General features: G+C 70.9%; 13 protein-coding genes. 6 read left to right on the forward strand and 7 right to left on the reverse strand.

All coding sequences use genetic code 11. From position 1 onward, the window contains the following. Positions 1–29 precede the first annotated feature (29 nt). Both NJ376_RS05640 and NJ376_RS05645 read left to right on the forward strand, forming a co-directional pair. Entirely contained in the window at positions 30–2,174 is a 2,145-nt protein-coding gene (locus NJ376_RS05640; protein ID WP_252952256.1) for a peptidase domain-containing ABC transporter, read from the forward strand. Continuing rightward, a complete protein-coding gene (locus tag NJ376_RS05645) occupies positions 2,174–3,583 on the forward strand; it encodes an HlyD family type I secretion periplasmic adaptor subunit (protein ID WP_252952257.1) in 1,410 nt (469 codons plus the stop codon). Before NJ376_RS05640 ends, NJ376_RS05645 begins: the two co-directional genes overlap by 1 nt. Positions 3,584–3,735: 152 nt before the next feature. Here NJ376_RS05645 and NJ376_RS05650 read toward each other — a convergent pair whose 3' ends face one another. From NJ376_RS05650 to rpsD, 4 genes are all read right to left on the reverse strand, one after another. Continuing rightward, on the reverse strand, positions 3,736–4,965 hold the full coding sequence (locus NJ376_RS05650) for a c-type cytochrome (protein ID WP_252952258.1): 1,230 nt from the start codon (positions 4,963–4,965) through the stop codon (positions 3,736–3,738). Further along, positions 4,962–6,731, reverse strand: a complete 1,770-nt coding sequence (locus NJ376_RS05655; protein ID WP_252952259.1) for a GMC family oxidoreductase — start codon at positions 6,729–6,731, stop codon at positions 4,962–4,964. Before NJ376_RS05655 ends, NJ376_RS05650 begins: the two co-directional genes overlap by 4 nt. Next, positions 6,728–7,468 (reverse strand): gluconate 2-dehydrogenase subunit 3 family protein, encoded by a 741-nt coding sequence (locus NJ376_RS05660; protein WP_252952260.1) that lies wholly within the window; start codon positions 7,466–7,468, stop codon positions 6,728–6,730. The genes NJ376_RS05655 and NJ376_RS05660 overlap by 4 nt, the downstream gene beginning before the upstream one ends. Before the next feature lie 141 nt (positions 7,469–7,609). Then, positions 7,610–8,227, reverse strand: a complete 618-nt coding sequence (gene rpsD / locus NJ376_RS05665; protein ID WP_252952261.1) for a 30S ribosomal protein S4 — start codon at positions 8,225–8,227, stop codon at positions 7,610–7,612. Between the two features lie 189 nt (positions 8,228–8,416). On the opposite strand from rpsD, the gene NJ376_RS05670 reads away from it, so the two are divergent. Further along, positions 8,417–8,617: a hypothetical protein gene (locus tag NJ376_RS05670; protein WP_252952262.1), complete on the forward strand. Its 201-nt coding sequence runs from the start codon at positions 8,417–8,419 to the stop codon at positions 8,615–8,617. A 476-nt stretch (positions 8,618–9,093) separates the two neighbouring features. On the opposite strand, the gene NJ376_RS05675 is transcribed toward NJ376_RS05670, so the two are convergent. Together NJ376_RS05675 and cysS are read right to left on the reverse strand one after the other, a co-directional pair. Further along, positions 9,094–9,900, reverse strand: a complete 807-nt coding sequence (locus NJ376_RS05675) for an RNA methyltransferase (protein ID WP_370287984.1) — start codon at positions 9,898–9,900, stop codon at positions 9,094–9,096. 430 nt (positions 9,901–10,330) lie between these two features. Further along, entirely contained in the window at positions 10,331–11,773 is a 1,443-nt protein-coding gene (gene cysS, locus NJ376_RS05680; protein ID WP_456309010.1) for a cysteine--tRNA ligase, read from the reverse strand. A 121-nt stretch (positions 11,774–11,894) separates the two neighbouring features. On the opposite strand from cysS, the gene NJ376_RS05685 reads away from it, so the two are divergent. Next, the gene (locus NJ376_RS05685; RefSeq protein ID WP_252952264.1) at positions 11,895–12,272 is read left to right on the forward strand and encodes a hypothetical protein; all 378 of its coding nucleotides are present in this window, start codon (positions 11,895–11,897) and stop codon (positions 12,270–12,272) included. Positions 12,273–12,579: 307 nt separating this feature from the next. Further along, a complete protein-coding gene (locus tag NJ376_RS05690; RefSeq protein WP_252952265.1) occupies positions 12,580–13,977 on the forward strand; it encodes an amidase in 1,398 nt (465 codons plus the stop codon). Between the two features lie 120 nt (positions 13,978–14,097). On the opposite strand, the gene NJ376_RS05695 is transcribed toward NJ376_RS05690, so the two are convergent. After that, entirely contained in the window at positions 14,098–14,709 is a 612-nt protein-coding gene (locus tag NJ376_RS05695) for a hypothetical protein (protein WP_252952266.1), read from the reverse strand. Between NJ376_RS05695 and NJ376_RS05700 the strand changes: the two genes are divergently transcribed. After that, on the forward strand, positions 14,669–15,415 hold the full coding sequence (locus NJ376_RS05700; protein ID WP_252952267.1) for a maleate cis-trans isomerase family protein: 747 nt from the start codon (positions 14,669–14,671) through the stop codon (positions 15,413–15,415). The genes NJ376_RS05695 and NJ376_RS05700 overlap by 41 nt on opposite strands. Positions 15,416–15,420: the final 5 nt, after the last annotated feature.

The following is a 15,420-nucleotide window of genomic DNA, read 5'->3' on the forward strand; positions in this document are numbered from 1 at the left end:
CCCGCTTCACCCCCGACCGGAGCCAAGGATTGGCGCCCGAACTCACCGCGCTGCGCTGCATGTTCCTCGTCGCCATGCACCACGGCCTGCATCTGGCGCCGGAGGAGCTGCCGGCGATCGACGGGCCGGACATGGTCCCTTCCGTGCTGCGTGCCATGAAGAAGCTTGGGCTGCAGGGCCGCGTGCTGCGGCACTGCGACTGGGCCAAGGCCGGCGCGCTCGGCACCGCCTACCCGGCCATGGCGGTCCGCAAGGATGGATCCTGGGTCATCCTCGTCCATGTCATCCCGGGCGCCGATGGCCGCCGCAGCGCCGCCATCGTGGACCCGGCCGAGGAACGCCAGGGCATGCAGCTCTGGCCGGAGGAGCGCTTCACCGCCGAATGGACCGGCACCCTCATCCTCTGCAAGCGCGTCCATGCCCTGGCGGATGAGGCGCAGCCCTTCGGCCTGCGCTGGTTCCTGCCGGAGATCATCCGCCAGCGCCGCTTCTTCCGCGGCGTCGCCATCGCCGCCATCCTCTCCTCCCTCATCGGCTTCGCCACGCCGCTGATGTTCCAGGTGATGATCGACAAGGTCGTCACCCACCATTCCTGGCAGACGCTCTACGTCGTGGCGGCGGCCTTCATCCTGCTCTCCGGCTTCGACGCCTGCTTTTCCTACCTCCGCCAGCGGCTGATGCTGCTGGCGACGAACAAGATCGACGCCCGGCTCGGCGCCCGCACCTTCCAGCACCTGCTCGGCCTGCCGCTGCATTTCTTCGAAAGCAACACCGCCGGCGTGCTGGTGCGGCACATGCAGCAGACGGAGAAGCTCCGCCACTTCCTGACCGGGCGCCTGTTCCAGGCCATGCTGGACGCGGTGGCGCTGCCCGTGCTGCTGGTGGCGCTTGCCCTCTATTCCGGCCTGCTCACGGCCATCGTGCTCGGCTTCTCGCTGGCGATCGCCGGCGTCATCGCCGCGCTGGTGCCCGGCTTCCGCCGCCGGCTGGACCGGCTCTACCAGTCCGAGGGCAGCCGCCAGGCCTATCTGGTGGAGACGCTGCATAACATGCGCGCGGTGAAGTCCCTGGTGCTGGAGCCGGTCCGCCAGGCGGCCTGGGAGCAGAAGCTGGTTAACGCCGTACGGCAGCAGGCGGAGGTGGGGCGCATCGGCATTGCCGGCACGGTGGCCACCAACCTGCTGGAGAAGCTGATGCAGATCAGCGTGCTCGCTATCGGCGCCGCCACGGTGTTCGAGGGCAGCCTCAGCATCGGCGCGCTCGTCGCCTTCACCATGCTCTCCGGCCGCGTCACCGGCCCGCTGGTGCAGATGGTGGCGCTGATCAACGAGTACCAGGAAGCCGCGCTCTCCGTCCGCATGCTGGGCCATGTGATGAACGCCCAGCCGGAGCGCCGCGGCCAGGAAAGGCTGGCCCGCCCCGCCATCACCGGCGCCCTCGCCTTCGACCAGGTGACCTTCCGCTATCCCGGCGCCGCCATGCCGGCGCTGGACCGCGTCTCCTTCCAGGTGGAGCCGGGCCAGGTCATCGGCGTGGTCGGCCGCAGCGGCTCCGGCAAGACCACCCTCACCCGCCTCATCCAGGCCATCCACACGCCGCAATCCGGGCTGATCCGGGTCGGCGACATGGATCTCCGCCATATCGAGCTGACCCATCTCCGGCGGGGAATCGGCGTGGTGCTGCAGGAGAATCTGCTGTTCCGCGGCACGATCCGGGAGAACATCGCCGCCGCCCGCCCCGACGCCCCGCTGCATGAGGTGCTGGAGGCGGCGCGCCTCGCCGGCGCCGACGAGTTCATCGAGCGCCTACCGCATTCCTACGACACGCTGGTGGAGGAAAATGCGGCGAACTTCAGCGGCGGCCAGCGCCAGCGCCTCGCCATCGCCCGCGCCCTGCTGCCGCGGCCGAGCCTGCTGATCTTCGACGAGGCCACCAGCGCGCTGGACCCGGAGAGCGAGGCGATCGTGCAGCGCAACCTGGCGCGCATCGCGGCGGGGCGCACCATGATCATCGTCTCCCACCGCCTCGCCTCCCTGGCCGGGGCGGATGCCATCCTGGTGCTGGATCGCGGCCAGGTGGTGGACATGGCGCCGCATGCCGCGCTGCTGCAGCGCTGCGACATCTACCGGCATCTCTGGCAGCAGCAGACGCAGCATCTGCTGGCTCCGGCCTGATGCCTTCCGACGCCGCCCTGCCGGCGCTGCCCTTCCGCGCCATCGGGCGCCGCCGGCGGGCGCCGAAGCCGGTGCCGGTCGCGCCGGAGGCGATCCCCTTCCAGGACGATCTGCATGCGCTGCTGGCGGAGCCGCCGCCGCCCTTCCTCGGCGGCGCGCATTACCTCGTCGCGCTGCTCTTCCTGGCGCTGCTTGCCCTGGCCTGCGTCGCCCGGGTGGACATGGTCGTCACCGCCTCGGGGCGCCTCGCGCCGGATTCCCCGCCCATCGTGCTGCAGCCGATGGAGCGCGCGGTGCTGACCGAGCTGCGGGTGAAGCCGGGCGAGGAGGTGAAGCGCGGCCAGGTACTGGCGGTGCTGGATTCCACCTTCACTGCCGCCGACATCGCCGCCCTCACCACCCAGCGCCAGACCTTGCTGGCCCAGCGCCGCAGGCTGGAGGCGGAGATGAGCGACCAGCCCCTGCCGCCCCCCCCGCCGGGCGACCAGGACCAGCTCCTGCAATCCGTGCTCCACGCCCAGCGAGAGGCCGTCCGCCGCGCCCGGCTCCGCGCCTTCGAGGAGGAGATCGGCAGCATCGCCGCCAGCCTCCGCACGCTGGAGGACTCGACCGGGCTCCTCGCCGAGCAATCCGCCATCGCCCGGGACGTGGAGACGATGCGCGCCCGGCTGATGGAGGGCCAGGTCGGCTCCCGCCTCAACCTGCTTGGCGCCCGCTCCCAGCGCCTCAAGGCGGATCAGGACCTCTCCCAGGCCCGCAACCGCATGGCGGAGCTGCGCCACGCCCTGCAGGCCAAGCAGGCGGAGCGGCAGACCTTCCTCGATGACTGGCAGCGCCAGCTGCTGGAGGAGCTGGTGCGCATCCGCGGCGAGCTCTCCCGCACCGAGGAGACGCTGGCCAAGGCCAACCGCCTGGCGGAGCTCACCCTGGTGACGGCGCCGCAGGATGGCATCGTGCAGGAAGTCGCCCGCCGCTCTGCCGGCTCCGTGCTGCGGGAGGCGGAGCCGCTGGTGGTGCTGGTGCCCGCCCATGTGCCGCTGATCGCCGAAGCGGCGGTGCGCTCCGCCGATATCGGCTATCTGCGACAGGGGGCGGAGGTGGTGCTGAAGGTGGATGCCTTCCCCTTCAACCGCCATGGCGCCCTGCACGGCACGCTGCTGAGCGTGGGACAGGACAGCTTCGCCCGCCAGCCCGCCGCCGAGGCGCGGCCGGACCCCGGCGCCGCCGGCGCCTTCCACGCCGCCCGCATCGGCCTGACGCAGACCGCGCTGACGAACCTGCCCCCCGGCGCGCGGCCGCTGCCGGGCATGACCCTCAGCGCCGAGATCAAGGTCGGCAGCCGCCGCGTCATCTCCTACCTCGTCGATCCATTGCTGCGCGGGTTGCAGGAGAGCATCCGCGAGCCGTGACCGGCGGCTGGCGCGCTTTCCGGGGCCGCCCTGCAACGCCACCCGGGACGGCGTCGCGTCCGGGCCCGCCATGCGCGCTTGACAGCGTCGAGCGCACCCCAAGCCCATGGCCTCCGCGAGTGGCGCTTCCTGCCGGAGAGGACGCCGCCCCGTCAGGGGCCCCGCGTCAGCCTCTCCCGCTGTTGCCGCACGAGGGAAACATCCACCTCCGGCGCCGCATTGCCCCAGGCGTTGCGGACATAGCTCAGCAAATCCGCCACCTGCTGGTCGTCCAGCCGCCAGCCGAAACTCGGCATGCCCGGCGCGGTCGGCTCAAGGTCGGTCGCCGCGCTCCGCACCCCGGTCAGCACCACCCGCGCCAGCGTCTCCACCCCCGGCTGCACGGTGATCTGATTGTCCTTCAGCGAGGGGATCATCCCCGCCACGCCCGCCCCGTCCCGCCGGTGGCAGGCGGCGCAATTGTCGATGTAGAGCGCCTCCCCCGCCCGCATCCGCGGCGCATCGGCCGCCAGCGGTGCCGGCGGCGCCGGACCGCGCGGCGGCCGGTCCTTCAGGTAGACGGCAATGGCGCGCAGGTCCGCCTCCGTCATGCCGCTGGTGCTGTACTCCACCACCTCGGCCATCGGTCCGCTCGCCCGCGTCCAGGCGGTGGCGCCGGTGCGCAGATACTGCACCACGTCATCCACGCCCCAGGCGCCGACGCCCAGGGCCTCGTTGCCGCCGATATTCGGCGCGATCCAGCCCTGCAGCGACTGGCCGGCGAAGGCCTCGCTGCTGCGGCTGCCGCCCAGCGCGTTCATCGGCGTGTGGCAGACGCCACAATGTCCCGGCCCTTCCACCAGATAGGCGCCGCGATTCCACTCCTCGGATTTCGCCGGATCCGGCCGCAGTTCCCCCGGCGTGAAGAACAGCATGTTCCAGCCGATCATCGCCGCGCGGATGCGGAAGGGGAACGGCAGGGTGTTGCGGTTCACCGCATGCCGCACCGGCGGGATGGTCCGCAGGAAGGCGAAGATCGCATCCATGTCCTGCCGGCTCATCCGCGTGTACCAGGGATAGGGGAAGGCCGGGTAGAGATGCGCCCCATCCGGCCGCCGCCCCTCGCGCATCGCCTGCGCGAAATCATCCGGCGTCCAGCGCCCGATCCCCGTCTCCACATCCGGCGTGATGTTGGCGGCATTGATCATGCCGAAGGGCGTCTCGATCGGCCGCCCGCCGGCATAGTCGCTGGCGGCGACGCCCTCCGTCGCCTTGTGGCAGGCGACGCAGTCGCCGACCACGGCGAGGTAGCGGCCGCGCGCCACCTGGGTCCAGTCCTGGTTGTCGGCGCGCGCGGCGGGGGCACTCAGCAGCAGCGCGGCCAGCAGCAGCAGCGCCCTCATGCCGGCACCAGGGGCCCGGGGTTGGGCAGGTAGCGGTCGCGGATGGCATCCGCCGCCCAATAGGCCAGCGCCCCCACCGGGCCGGTCGGGTTGAATCCGGCATTCATCGGGAACAGGCTGGCGCCGGAGAGAAAGACATTCGGCACGTCCCAGACCTGGCAGTATTTGTTCGCCACGCTGGTCTTCGGGTCGCTGCCCATGATGGCGCCGCCGGTGTTGTGCGTGCTCTGGTAGGGGACGATGCTGTAGGGGCCGCTGATCTCGTTGCGCCGCACCGTGTGCGCCCCCATCGCCCGCACCGCCTCGACGCAACGGTCCACGGCGAAGCGGCTGAGCTTCCGCTCATTCTCCGGAAAGTCGAAGGTCATCCGCAGCAGCGGCAGCCCGTTGGAGTCCTTGTAGGTGGGATCGAGGTCGAGGTAGTTGCCCCGGTAGGGCATGACGCTGCCCTGCAGCCCCACCGCCGCCCAGCGATTGTAGTTGTCCCGCGTCGCCCGCTTCCATTCGCTGCCCCAGCGCGGCGTGTCCGGCGGCACCGGCCGGTTGGTGATGGGGCGGCCATTGGTCAGGATGCAGGCGAGGCTGGCGCCGCCGACGAAACCCGCCGGCCCGTGGTCGAAATTATCGGCGTTGAACTCATCCGCCACCATGCCGACCGAGCCGGCGCCGATGAAGGGGTTGAAGATCTTGTCCTGGCCGAAGAAGCCGGTGGCGCCGCCCGTCACCTGGTAGGCGTAGTTCCGCCCCACCACGCCCTCCCCCGTCGCCGGGTTGTAGGGCTTGCCGATGCCGGAGAGCAGCAGCAGCCGCACGTTGAAGAGCTGGTAGGCGCAGAGCAGCACCAGCGCCGCCGGCTGCTCCCATTCCTGCCCCGCCGTGTCCACATAGGTGACGCCGGTCGCCCGCTTCCCGTCGCGCGAGAGATTGACCCGCGTCACCTGGCATTCGGTCCGCGCCTCGAAGCCCGGATGCCGCACCAGCACCGGCAGCACGCAGGTCTGCGGACTGGACTTGGAGAAATTGCCGCAGCCGAAGCGCTCGCAGAAGCCGCAATAGGTGCAGGGCGCCAACTTGCAGCCATAGGGGTTGGTATAGGCCTGGGAGAGGTTGGCGGAGGGCTGCGGAAAGGGCTTCCAGCCCAGCTCCGTCGCGGCCTTGGCGAAGAGCTGGGGCGCCGCCGTCATCTGCATCGGCGGCGTTGGGTAGTCCCGCCGCCGCGACCCTTCGAAGGGGTTGCCGCCGGGCTGAAGCTGCCCGCCCAGATTGCCCGCCTTGCCGGAGATGCCGCAGAGATACTCGAAGCGGTCGAAGCTCTCCTCCAGCTCCTCATAGGTGATGCCCCAATCCTGCATCATGTGGTCCTGGGGCAGGAAATCCGCGCCGTAGCGCGCCACGGAGGAGCTGTGGAAGGTGAAGTCCCAGGGGTGCCAGCGCCAGGTCTGGCCGTTCCAGTGCACGCCCGCGCCGCCCACGCCATTGCCGGGCAGGAAGCTGCCCCAGCGGCGGATCGGCAGCGCCGTCTGGTTCATGGTGTTGCGGAAGGTCAGCGTCTCCTGCGCCGGCCGCACGAAGAGGTCGTGGCGGATGGAGTAGCGCAGCTCGTCCGGCGCCGTGGTCGGCGGGAAGTCGGTCGGCGTGTCGCGCCACGGCCCGCGCTCGATCGCCGTCACCCTGAGGCCAGCGCGGCAGAGCTCATAGGACATGATCGAGCCGGTCCAGCCCAGCCCCACCACCACCACATCGGTGGGCGGCAGGCGCCGGCTCACCGCGCCACCTGCCAGCTCGCCGCGCGCAGGCCGGAGAGCGGCACGGGCGGGTCGCGATAGGGCTGGTTCGGCCGGTCCAGCATCTCCCGGTAGTCGTAGCGGGTGCCAGGGAAGCCCAGCAGCTTCCACCCCGCCATGTCGCGGTTGCCGCCATAGATCGGGTCGGCGAAGAAGCCTTCCATCACGTTCTGCAGCAGCATCTCGAAGAAGGGCTTGTCCTCCAGCCCCGCGATGCCGGAGCGGCCCTCGTCGATCGCGTGCAGCAGCGCGTCCTGCTCTTCCGGACTCAGCGCCGGGAAGGCCCGGCCGCCGAAGCGGGCGCGGCAATGCGCGTTGATGGCGGAGAGCGACTGGCGGTAGAGCGCTGCCGGCGGCCGCTCATCCTGCAGCCCCTGCTCCGGCGTGCCACGGGCGAAGGGCCCCTGCATGTAGAGCCAGGAGGAAGAGCCGTAAGGCCCGGCAAGCTGGCGGTCCAGATAGATGGCGCAGCCCGCCTCCCCGCCGCCCGGCCCCAGCGCATCCGCCGGGATCAGGCGGTTGGCGATGGCCTCGATGCTCGCCGCCTCCTCGGCGGTGAAGTAGAGCCAGCCGCCGGCGGTGACGCGCGGCGGCGGATAGGCCTCGTTCGGGGACCAGGGCAGGGCGCCGCGGATGCTGCGGGCGGCCGCGGGACCGCCCAGGGCGATGAGGGCGGTGGCCGAGAGCAGCAGTCTCCGGCTGGTCGGAGCGTCAGGCATGCACGCCTCGCGGGGCAGGGATCCTGCCTCAGCGTCCGGCCGCCGCCGGCGTTCCTGCCCTGGATGCGCAACGAGCGCCGCGGCCATCGCCACGGCGCCCGGAGGAAAGGCGCGGCAGGCGGGCTTGCCGCCTGCGGGTGATCAGCGGGAGTAGAACTCGACGACCAGGTTCGGCTCCATCTGCACCGGGTAGGGCACGTCGGAGAGCTTCGGCACCCGGACCATCCGGCCGCGCATGGCGCGGTGGTCGATCTCGATGTACTCCGGCACGTCGCGCTCGCCGCTCTGCGCGGCGTCGAGCACGGAGGTGAGCTGCTTCGACTTCTCCTTCACCTCGATCAGGTCGCCTTCCTTGACCTGATAGGAGGGGATGTTGAGCCGCTTGCCGTTGATCAGGATATGGCCGTGGTTGACGAACTGCCGCGCCGCGAAGGGGGTGACCGCCAGCTTCATCCGGTACACCACGGTATCCAGGCGCCGCTCCAGCAGGCCGATCAGGTTCTCCGAGGTGTCGCCCTTCCGGCGGACCGCTTCCTCGTAGTACTTGCGGAACTGCTTCTCGCCGATGTTGCCGTAGTAGCCCTTCAGCTTCTGCTTCGCCATCAGCTGCACGCCGAAGTCCGTGGGCTTCTGCTTGCGGCGGGCGCCGTGCTGGCCGGGGATGGTCTCGCGCTTGTTGATCGGGCTCTTGGCCCGGCCCCAGAGGTTCACCCCGAGGCGGCGGTTGATCTTGTACTTGCTCTCGACGCGCTTGGTCATAGTGCAGTCCTGCCGCCCGTCATGCGGGCAGCCCTTCCTTTCGCTGTTGTCCCGGTAGTCCCAGGCCCCGAACGGGCAAGGGCGGGCGCATGGCCCGGAGCCATGTCCACATTCCCAGGAGGAGGCGCGGCCTATAGAAGCGCCCTCCCCGGCTTGTCAAACCCCGGTCCGTCCCCGTAATCCCCGGCCATGGTGACGCGCGAAGAGATCCTGGTCCTTGGCCTGACCGCCGGCGTGGTCGGCAGCCTTGTCGGCGGGCTGATGCTCGGGGTCGGGCTCGGCCTTGCGGTGAATGGCGCGCATATCGGCTGGCTGCTGGTGCTGCCGGCGGCGCCGGTCGCCGGGCTGCTGGGCTATGTGCTGGCACGGAAGCTGGCGAAGAAGATTTGAGATAGGAACAACAGTCCCGAATCGTTACCATCGTGTGAGCAAGGACGCTTCCGATGGAAACATATCAGATTACACCCGATATCGAGTCGGCTCTCACAGGGGATGTCAGCCCTTCGGTCCGCCGCGGAAAGCCGCACAAGCCTGCGAACTTGTCAAAGCCTCCATCGGATACGCCCAGAGTCAGGCGCTTCCTTAATGCAATCTGGGATATCGCAGCACAGGCACGTTCGAAGACAATTCCTGGCCAGTTTATGCTTGAGGGACGCGGCGCTCATTATCTGGACCAGGGCGCGGTTGCAATGATCAGGAACTATCTTGAGGCTGGTCCCAGCGCGATAGTCCTTACGTCGGACAACTTCGTCGCATCGATTACGCTTTCTGACGCCGCCTGGAACACCTACGTCCTGCCGCGTCTCCCCGGTTAGAGTTCCAGCCGGCAGAACATCCGCGGGGTGGCCGTGCCGATCTAAACGACATCAATCTTCCTCCGGCCGCCCCCGCCGCATCCGCCCGCGGCTCAGCTCCGTCACCACCCCGTGCAGGGTGCGCAGCTCCTGCTCCGTCACCTCGCCCCGCTCGAACCAGTGGCGGAGGTTCCGCACCATGCCGGGGCGCTTATGCGCGGGCTCCAGGAAGCCGCTGGCATCCAGCTCCGCCACCAGCCGGTCGAGGAAGCCCTCGAGCTGCCCCTTGGTCGCCACCTTCGTCGCATGGGTCTGGAGCTGGCGCGGCGGCGTCGGCTCGGCCGCCGTCCACCACTCATAGGCCAGGATCATCACCGCCTGGGCCAGGTTCAGCGACATATGCGCCGGGTTCAGCGGATAGCGCACCAGCGTGTCGGCGCAGGCGACGTCGTCATTCTCGAGGCCTGCCCGCTCCGGCCCGAACAGCACGGCGGCGCGCAGCGCCCGGCCGTTGATCTCCCGCAGATCCTCCGCCGCCGCGCGAGCGGTGCGCAGCGGCACGACGATGTGGCGCGGCCGCGGGCAGGTGGCGAAGACGCGGTGGCAATCGGCCACCGCGCTCGGCACATCGGGGAAGAGCTGCGCCGCTTCCAGGATGGCATCGGCGCCCGAGGCGGTGCGCCAGGCGCGGTCCTGCGGCCAGCCATCGCGCGGCGCCACCAGCCGCAGATGGAACAGCCCGCCATTGGCCATCGCCCGCGCCACCGTGCCGATATTCTCGGCAAGCTGCGGCCGCACCAGCACGATGATCGGACTCTCCCCCGGCGGCGGGACGAGATCGGCAGCGGGCTTGCCGCCCCGCGTCCAGGCCTCCGGCAGGATGCGATGGGCGCCGAGGGCGAAGGCCAGCGCCGGGCGCAGCTTCCAGCCGCCCGCCACCGGCTCCGCCAGCAGGGCGAGCGGCTCCGCCGGCGCGTCCCGGTCCAGCGCCGCCGCCAGCTCCACCGCCAGCGCCCGATAGGCCGCGATCTCCTGCCCCGCCGCCGCCGCCAGCGCCGCCTCCCCGGCGACGCAGCCCGGCGCGGCGAGATGCGCCTGGAACCAGGCCCGCTTCGGGTCGGTCAGGGCGATGCGCTTGAGGGCGTCGATCCAATCCTCGTTGGAGGGGGCATGATCCTCGCTCATACCGCGCCGCCCATGGCCCGGCGGCGAGCGCTTTCCCCGGCCGGCGCATGGCCGGGCCGGCCCCGGCCATCCATGGCCTGGCGCCGCGCCACGCCCGGCCATGACGGAAGGGCGCGCGCCCGCCTCATGTCCGCCGCCAGGTCGTGCCCTGCGGCCCATCCTCCAGCAGGATGCCCTTCGCCTTCAGCTCGTCCCGGATGCGGTCGGCCGCGGCGAAGTCGCGCGCCTTGCGGGCGGCCAGCCGGTCGGCGATGGCCTGCTCCACCCAGGACGTATCCTCGCCGCCCTGCAGCCAGGCCGCCGGATCGCCGGCGCAGAGGCCGAGCACCTCGGCCGCCTCGCGGAAGGCCGCCGCCGCCAGCCCCGCCACCACCGGCCAGGGCTTGCCGATCCGCCCCAGCACCGCGGTGGCGCTGCCGCCGACGCTGGCCACATTCTCCAGCGTCCGCAGGTCGCGCAGCCGGGTCAGCGCCAGCGGCGTGTTCAAATCGTCCAGCAGCGGGGCGAGCGCCCACTCCACCATCTCCTGCTGCGTCGCCTCATGGCCATCGGCCGGTGCCACGGCGCGGGCCAGCATGGCGTAGTGGTCGTCCAGCTCCGCCTTCGCCTCCTCCAGCGCCGCCTGGGTGAAGTCCAGATCGGCGCGGTAATGGGTGCGCAGCACGGTCAGGCGGAAGGCCTCGCCCGCCCAGGCGCCGCGCGCCAGCAGCTCCCGCAGCACGATGAAATTGCCGAGGGATTTGGACATCTTCTCGCCCTCGACCCGCAGCATGCCGTTGTGCAGCCAGATATTGGCCATGCGCGGGGTGCCGAAGGCGCAGCGGCTCTGCGCCAGCTCATTCTCATGATGCGGGAAGATCAGGTCGTGCCCGCCGCCATGAATGTCGAAGATTTCCCCAAGCGCCTGCCAGGACATGGCGGAGCACTCGATATGCCAGCCGGGGCGGCCCTTGCCCCAGGGGCTGTCCCAGGCCGGCACGCCGGGGGGCGAGGGTTTCCACAGCACGAAATCCCCGGCATCCCGCTTGTAGGGCGCGACATCGATGCGGGCGCCGGCCTGCAATTCCTCGGGGCTGCGGCCGGAGAGCGCGCCGTATTCGCCGAAGGAGGGCACGGAGAAGAGCACATGCCCCTCCGCCACATAGGCATGGCCGCGGGCGATCAGCTTCTCGATGAGCGCGATCATCGGCGCGATGGATTGCGTCGCGCGCGGCTCCTCATCCGGCGGCAGGGCGCCGATGGCGGCCATGTCGCGGTGGAAATCCGTCGTGGTGCGGGCGGTGATGGCAGAGATGGGCTCGCCGCTCTCGGCCGCCCGCGCATTGATCTTGTCATCCACGTCCGTGATGTTCCGGACATAGGTGACGCGGGGATAGAGCCGCCGCAGCAGGCGGGAGAGCACGTCGAAGACGATGACCGGCCGGGCATTGCCGATATGCGCCAGGTCATAGACGGTGGGGCCGCAGACATACATCCGCACATGGGAGGGGTCGATCGGCACGAAGCGGTCCTTCGTGCGGGTGAGGCTGTTGTGCAGGTGGAGGTCGGGCGTCATGCGGGGATGCATGGGGCCAAGGGCGGGCGGAAAGCAAGGGTGGGCGGCAAGGTCCGGCCGGGGCCGCACCCGCCTGGGCTACCTCTCGCCTGCTCCGGCGTTAGGCGCTGACAGGCCAGCAGGAGCAACCGGCATGGGAAAATCGGTCCTCATCATCGGCGAAGATCCGGCCGAGATCGACTTCGACGCACCGGACGCGCCGAAGAACATGTCCGCGGCCAGGATCATGGAAGGGCTGAACGGGTCCCTGGCGCGTCTTGAGGCCGCAGGCCATTCCGCTTCCCTGCTGCTTACCAAGGATGCCGAGACGGTCGAGGCGCAGGTCTCGGAAGCGCTTGCCCGGGGGAGCTACGACGTGATCGTGGTCGGGGCTGGCCTGCGCACCCTTCCGCCCATGGCCCTTCAGTTCGAGCGCTTGATGAACCTCCTGCATGAGCGGGCCCCCCGCGCCAGGCTGGCCTTCAACAGCCAGCCCGGGGATTCCGATGCGGCGGCGATGCGCTGGCTCTGAGACATCCGGCAAGACCCTTGCGCCGCTTCGCCCCATTCCAGGCCCTGACAGGGCCTTGCCTGTTCCTGGGGCTTGCGCCCGGGCAAATATTCCTATGTTGTGCCAAACTCCGTCGGCACCCGGCCTCCATGCCCCATCCCCCTCCCCCAATCAGGACCTCCGGACCGGACAGCAGGAGTGATTTGTCCGCGACCGGCAGACCCGGCCCGGGCAGCGCAGCAGGGCATTTGTCCGAAAGCTGCAGGTGGGCGGCTTTTCCCGCCCTCCCGGTCGGCGCACCATGGCAGCCTTCCAGCAAGGCGACCCGATGACCACTCCCACCGACCCCGCCCTGATGTCCGCCGAGACCCTGCTCGGCCTCTATGCCCGCCGCGCCCTCTCCCCGGTGGAGGTGCTGCAGGCGGTCCTGCAGCGCGTCGCCCTCTACAACCCCTGGGTCAATGCCTTCGCCGCCATGAACCCGCACGCCCTGCGGGAGGCCGGGGAGAGCGAGGCGCGCTGGATGGCCGGCCGCCCCATCGGGCTGCTGGACGGCGTGCCGAGCACGGTGAAGGATCTGCTGAACCTCGCCGGCTTCCCGACGCGCCGCGGCAGCAAGACCACCCCCGCCACCCCGGCCACCGAGGATGCCCCGGCGGTGATGGGGCTGAAGCAGGCCGGCGCCGTCATCCTGGGCAAGACCACCACCACGGAATTCGGCTGGAAATCCCCGGGCGACTGCCCGCTGCACGGCATCACCCGCAACCCCTGGAACCGGCAGCGGACGGTGGGCGGCTCCTCCTCCGGCGCTGGCGCCGCCGGCGCGGCCTGCTTCGGGCCGCTGCATATCGGCACCGATGCCGGCGGCTCCGTCCGCATCCCCGCCGCCTTCTGCGGGCTGGTCGGGCTGAAGCCGAGCTTCGGCCGCATCCCGCAATGGCCGCTCGGCGCCTTCGCCAATGTCGCCTGCGCCGGGCCGATGACCCGCACGGTGCGCGACGCGGCGCTGATGTTCTCCGCCATGGCGCGGCATGACCTCCGCGACCCCTTCTGCCTGCCGGACGAGCCGCGGGACTGGCGCGCCGGCATCGAGGACGGCGTCGCCGGCATGCGCGTCGCCCTGGTCCGTCGCCTCGGCTTCGAGCCGCCGCTCGACGCCGATGGCGAGGCGGTGCTGCTGGGCGCGGCGAAGCTGCTGGAGGAGCAGGGCGCCATCGTCGAGGAGGCCGACCCCGGGCTGCCCGATACCCGCGCCATCTTCGGCCGGGTCTGGGGCGTGGCGCTGGCCCGGCTGGTGGCGACGACGCCCGAGGAGAAGCGCCCCCTGCTCGATGCCGGGCTGGCCGAGGTGGCGGAGCGCGAGGGCGGCATGAGCGCCATCGACTTCCTTGGCGCCGAGGCGCTGCGGATCGAGGCGGCGCACGCCATGGCCCGCTTCCACCAGCGCTACGATCTGGTGCTGACCGCCTGCACGCCCACCGCCGCCTTCGCCGCGGACCAGCCGACCATCCGCCCGACCGAGGCGCTGTGGCGCGACTGGGCTCCCTGGACCTTCGCCTTCAACCTGACCCGCCAGCCGGCGATCAGCGTGCCGGTGGCGCTGGACGAGCACGGCATGCCGCGCGCGGTGCAGCTGGCGGCGGCGCTCTACCGGGACGACCTCGTCTTCCGCGGCGCCCGGGCGCTGGAGCGCGCGGCGGAGATCCCGCTGGCGAGCCCGGGCTGAGGGAAGGCCTCCAGGGGCTCTGCCCGCTGGCGGCAGTGCCGCCAACCCCCGCCGGGGACCGGACCGATCCCCGGACCCCGGTGGGAGTTTCAGGCCCTGGGGGTAGGACCAGCCGACTCCCTACCGGGGGCGGACCAGGGGGAGGACGGGCGGCAGGCCGGTCGCGGGGAAGCGCATCTCCGCCCGGGTGCCGCAGCCATCCTCGGTCTCGACGAGGATGGCATCCCGCGCCGTCAGCACCGCCGCCTCCGCCCGGCGGTCGAGCCGGAGCAGGCGGCCACCCGGTAGCACCTCCACGGCCTGGGTTTGCAGCAGCGGGCCACCATCCACCTGCAGCCGCACCGCCACCGGGCGCTTCCGCTCGAAGCAGATATGCGCATCGCCATTGGCCAGCACCACCATCTCCGCCAGCACGCGCAGCTGCGCCCGGGCCTCGCTGGTGCTGCCCCGCTCGGTGACGAAGGCGGCGGCGTTGGTGGCGAGGAAGCGCACCGGCCGGCCGCCGGCATCCGCCTGCTCGGTGGGCTGCCACTGGGCGCTCGCGGCAGCGGCGGCGAGGGACAGCGTGGCGGCAAGAACGGGCAGGCGCATCGATGTCTCCCCCTCCGCCGCCTCGTTACGCCGCCGCCCCGGGTTCCGCAACGCCACGCCGCATGGCAGGCTGGCGCGGCGCAGGACGAGGGAGGGCGAGATGCCGGATGTACTGGGCTGGCGGGCGGTGTTCGGCGTCATGGGCCCCTCCACCAACACCGTGGTGCAGCCGGATTTCGAGATGCTGCGGCCGCCCGGAATCACCGCGCATTACAGCCGCATCTTCACGCCCAACGCCAAGGCGATCAGCAACGACAGCTTCCGCAGCGGCATCTCGCTGATCGGCGACAACACGCTGGAGGCGGTGCGCAGCGTGATGACCTGCGAGCCCGACCACCTGATCATGGGCATGAGCGCCGTCACCTTCTTCGACGGCGCCGCCGGGGCGGACCGCTTCATCCGCCAGGTGGAGGAGGCGAGCGGCATCGGCGTCACCATCGGCTCCCATGCCTGCACCGCGGCATTGCGGGCCTATCCAGGGGTCCGGCGGATCGCCTTCCTCTCTCCCTACTGGCCGGTGATGAATGCCGAAGTGGCGCGCTACTTCACCGATATGGGCTTCAGCGTGGTGCGGGAGCGGGCGCTGCAATGCAGCTCCTGGACCGCCATCGCCCGGGTGACGCCGGCCGAGCTGGTGCCGGTGCTGCAGGCGCTGGACGGGGATGACGTGGACGCCATCGTCCAGGTGGGCACCAACCTCTCCATGGTGCGGCTGGCGGCGGCGGCGGAGCTGTTCTTCGGCAAGCCGGTCATCGCCATCAACGCCGCCACCTGGTGGCATGCGCTGCGCAGCCGGGGGATTGCCGACCGGGTGTCCGGCTTCGGGCGGCTGCTGGAGGAGTTCTGAGGCTC

Source organism: Siccirubricoccus soli, from assembly GCF_024178315.1.
GTDB lineage: Bacteria > Pseudomonadota > Alphaproteobacteria > Acetobacterales > Acetobacteraceae > Siccirubricoccus > Siccirubricoccus soli.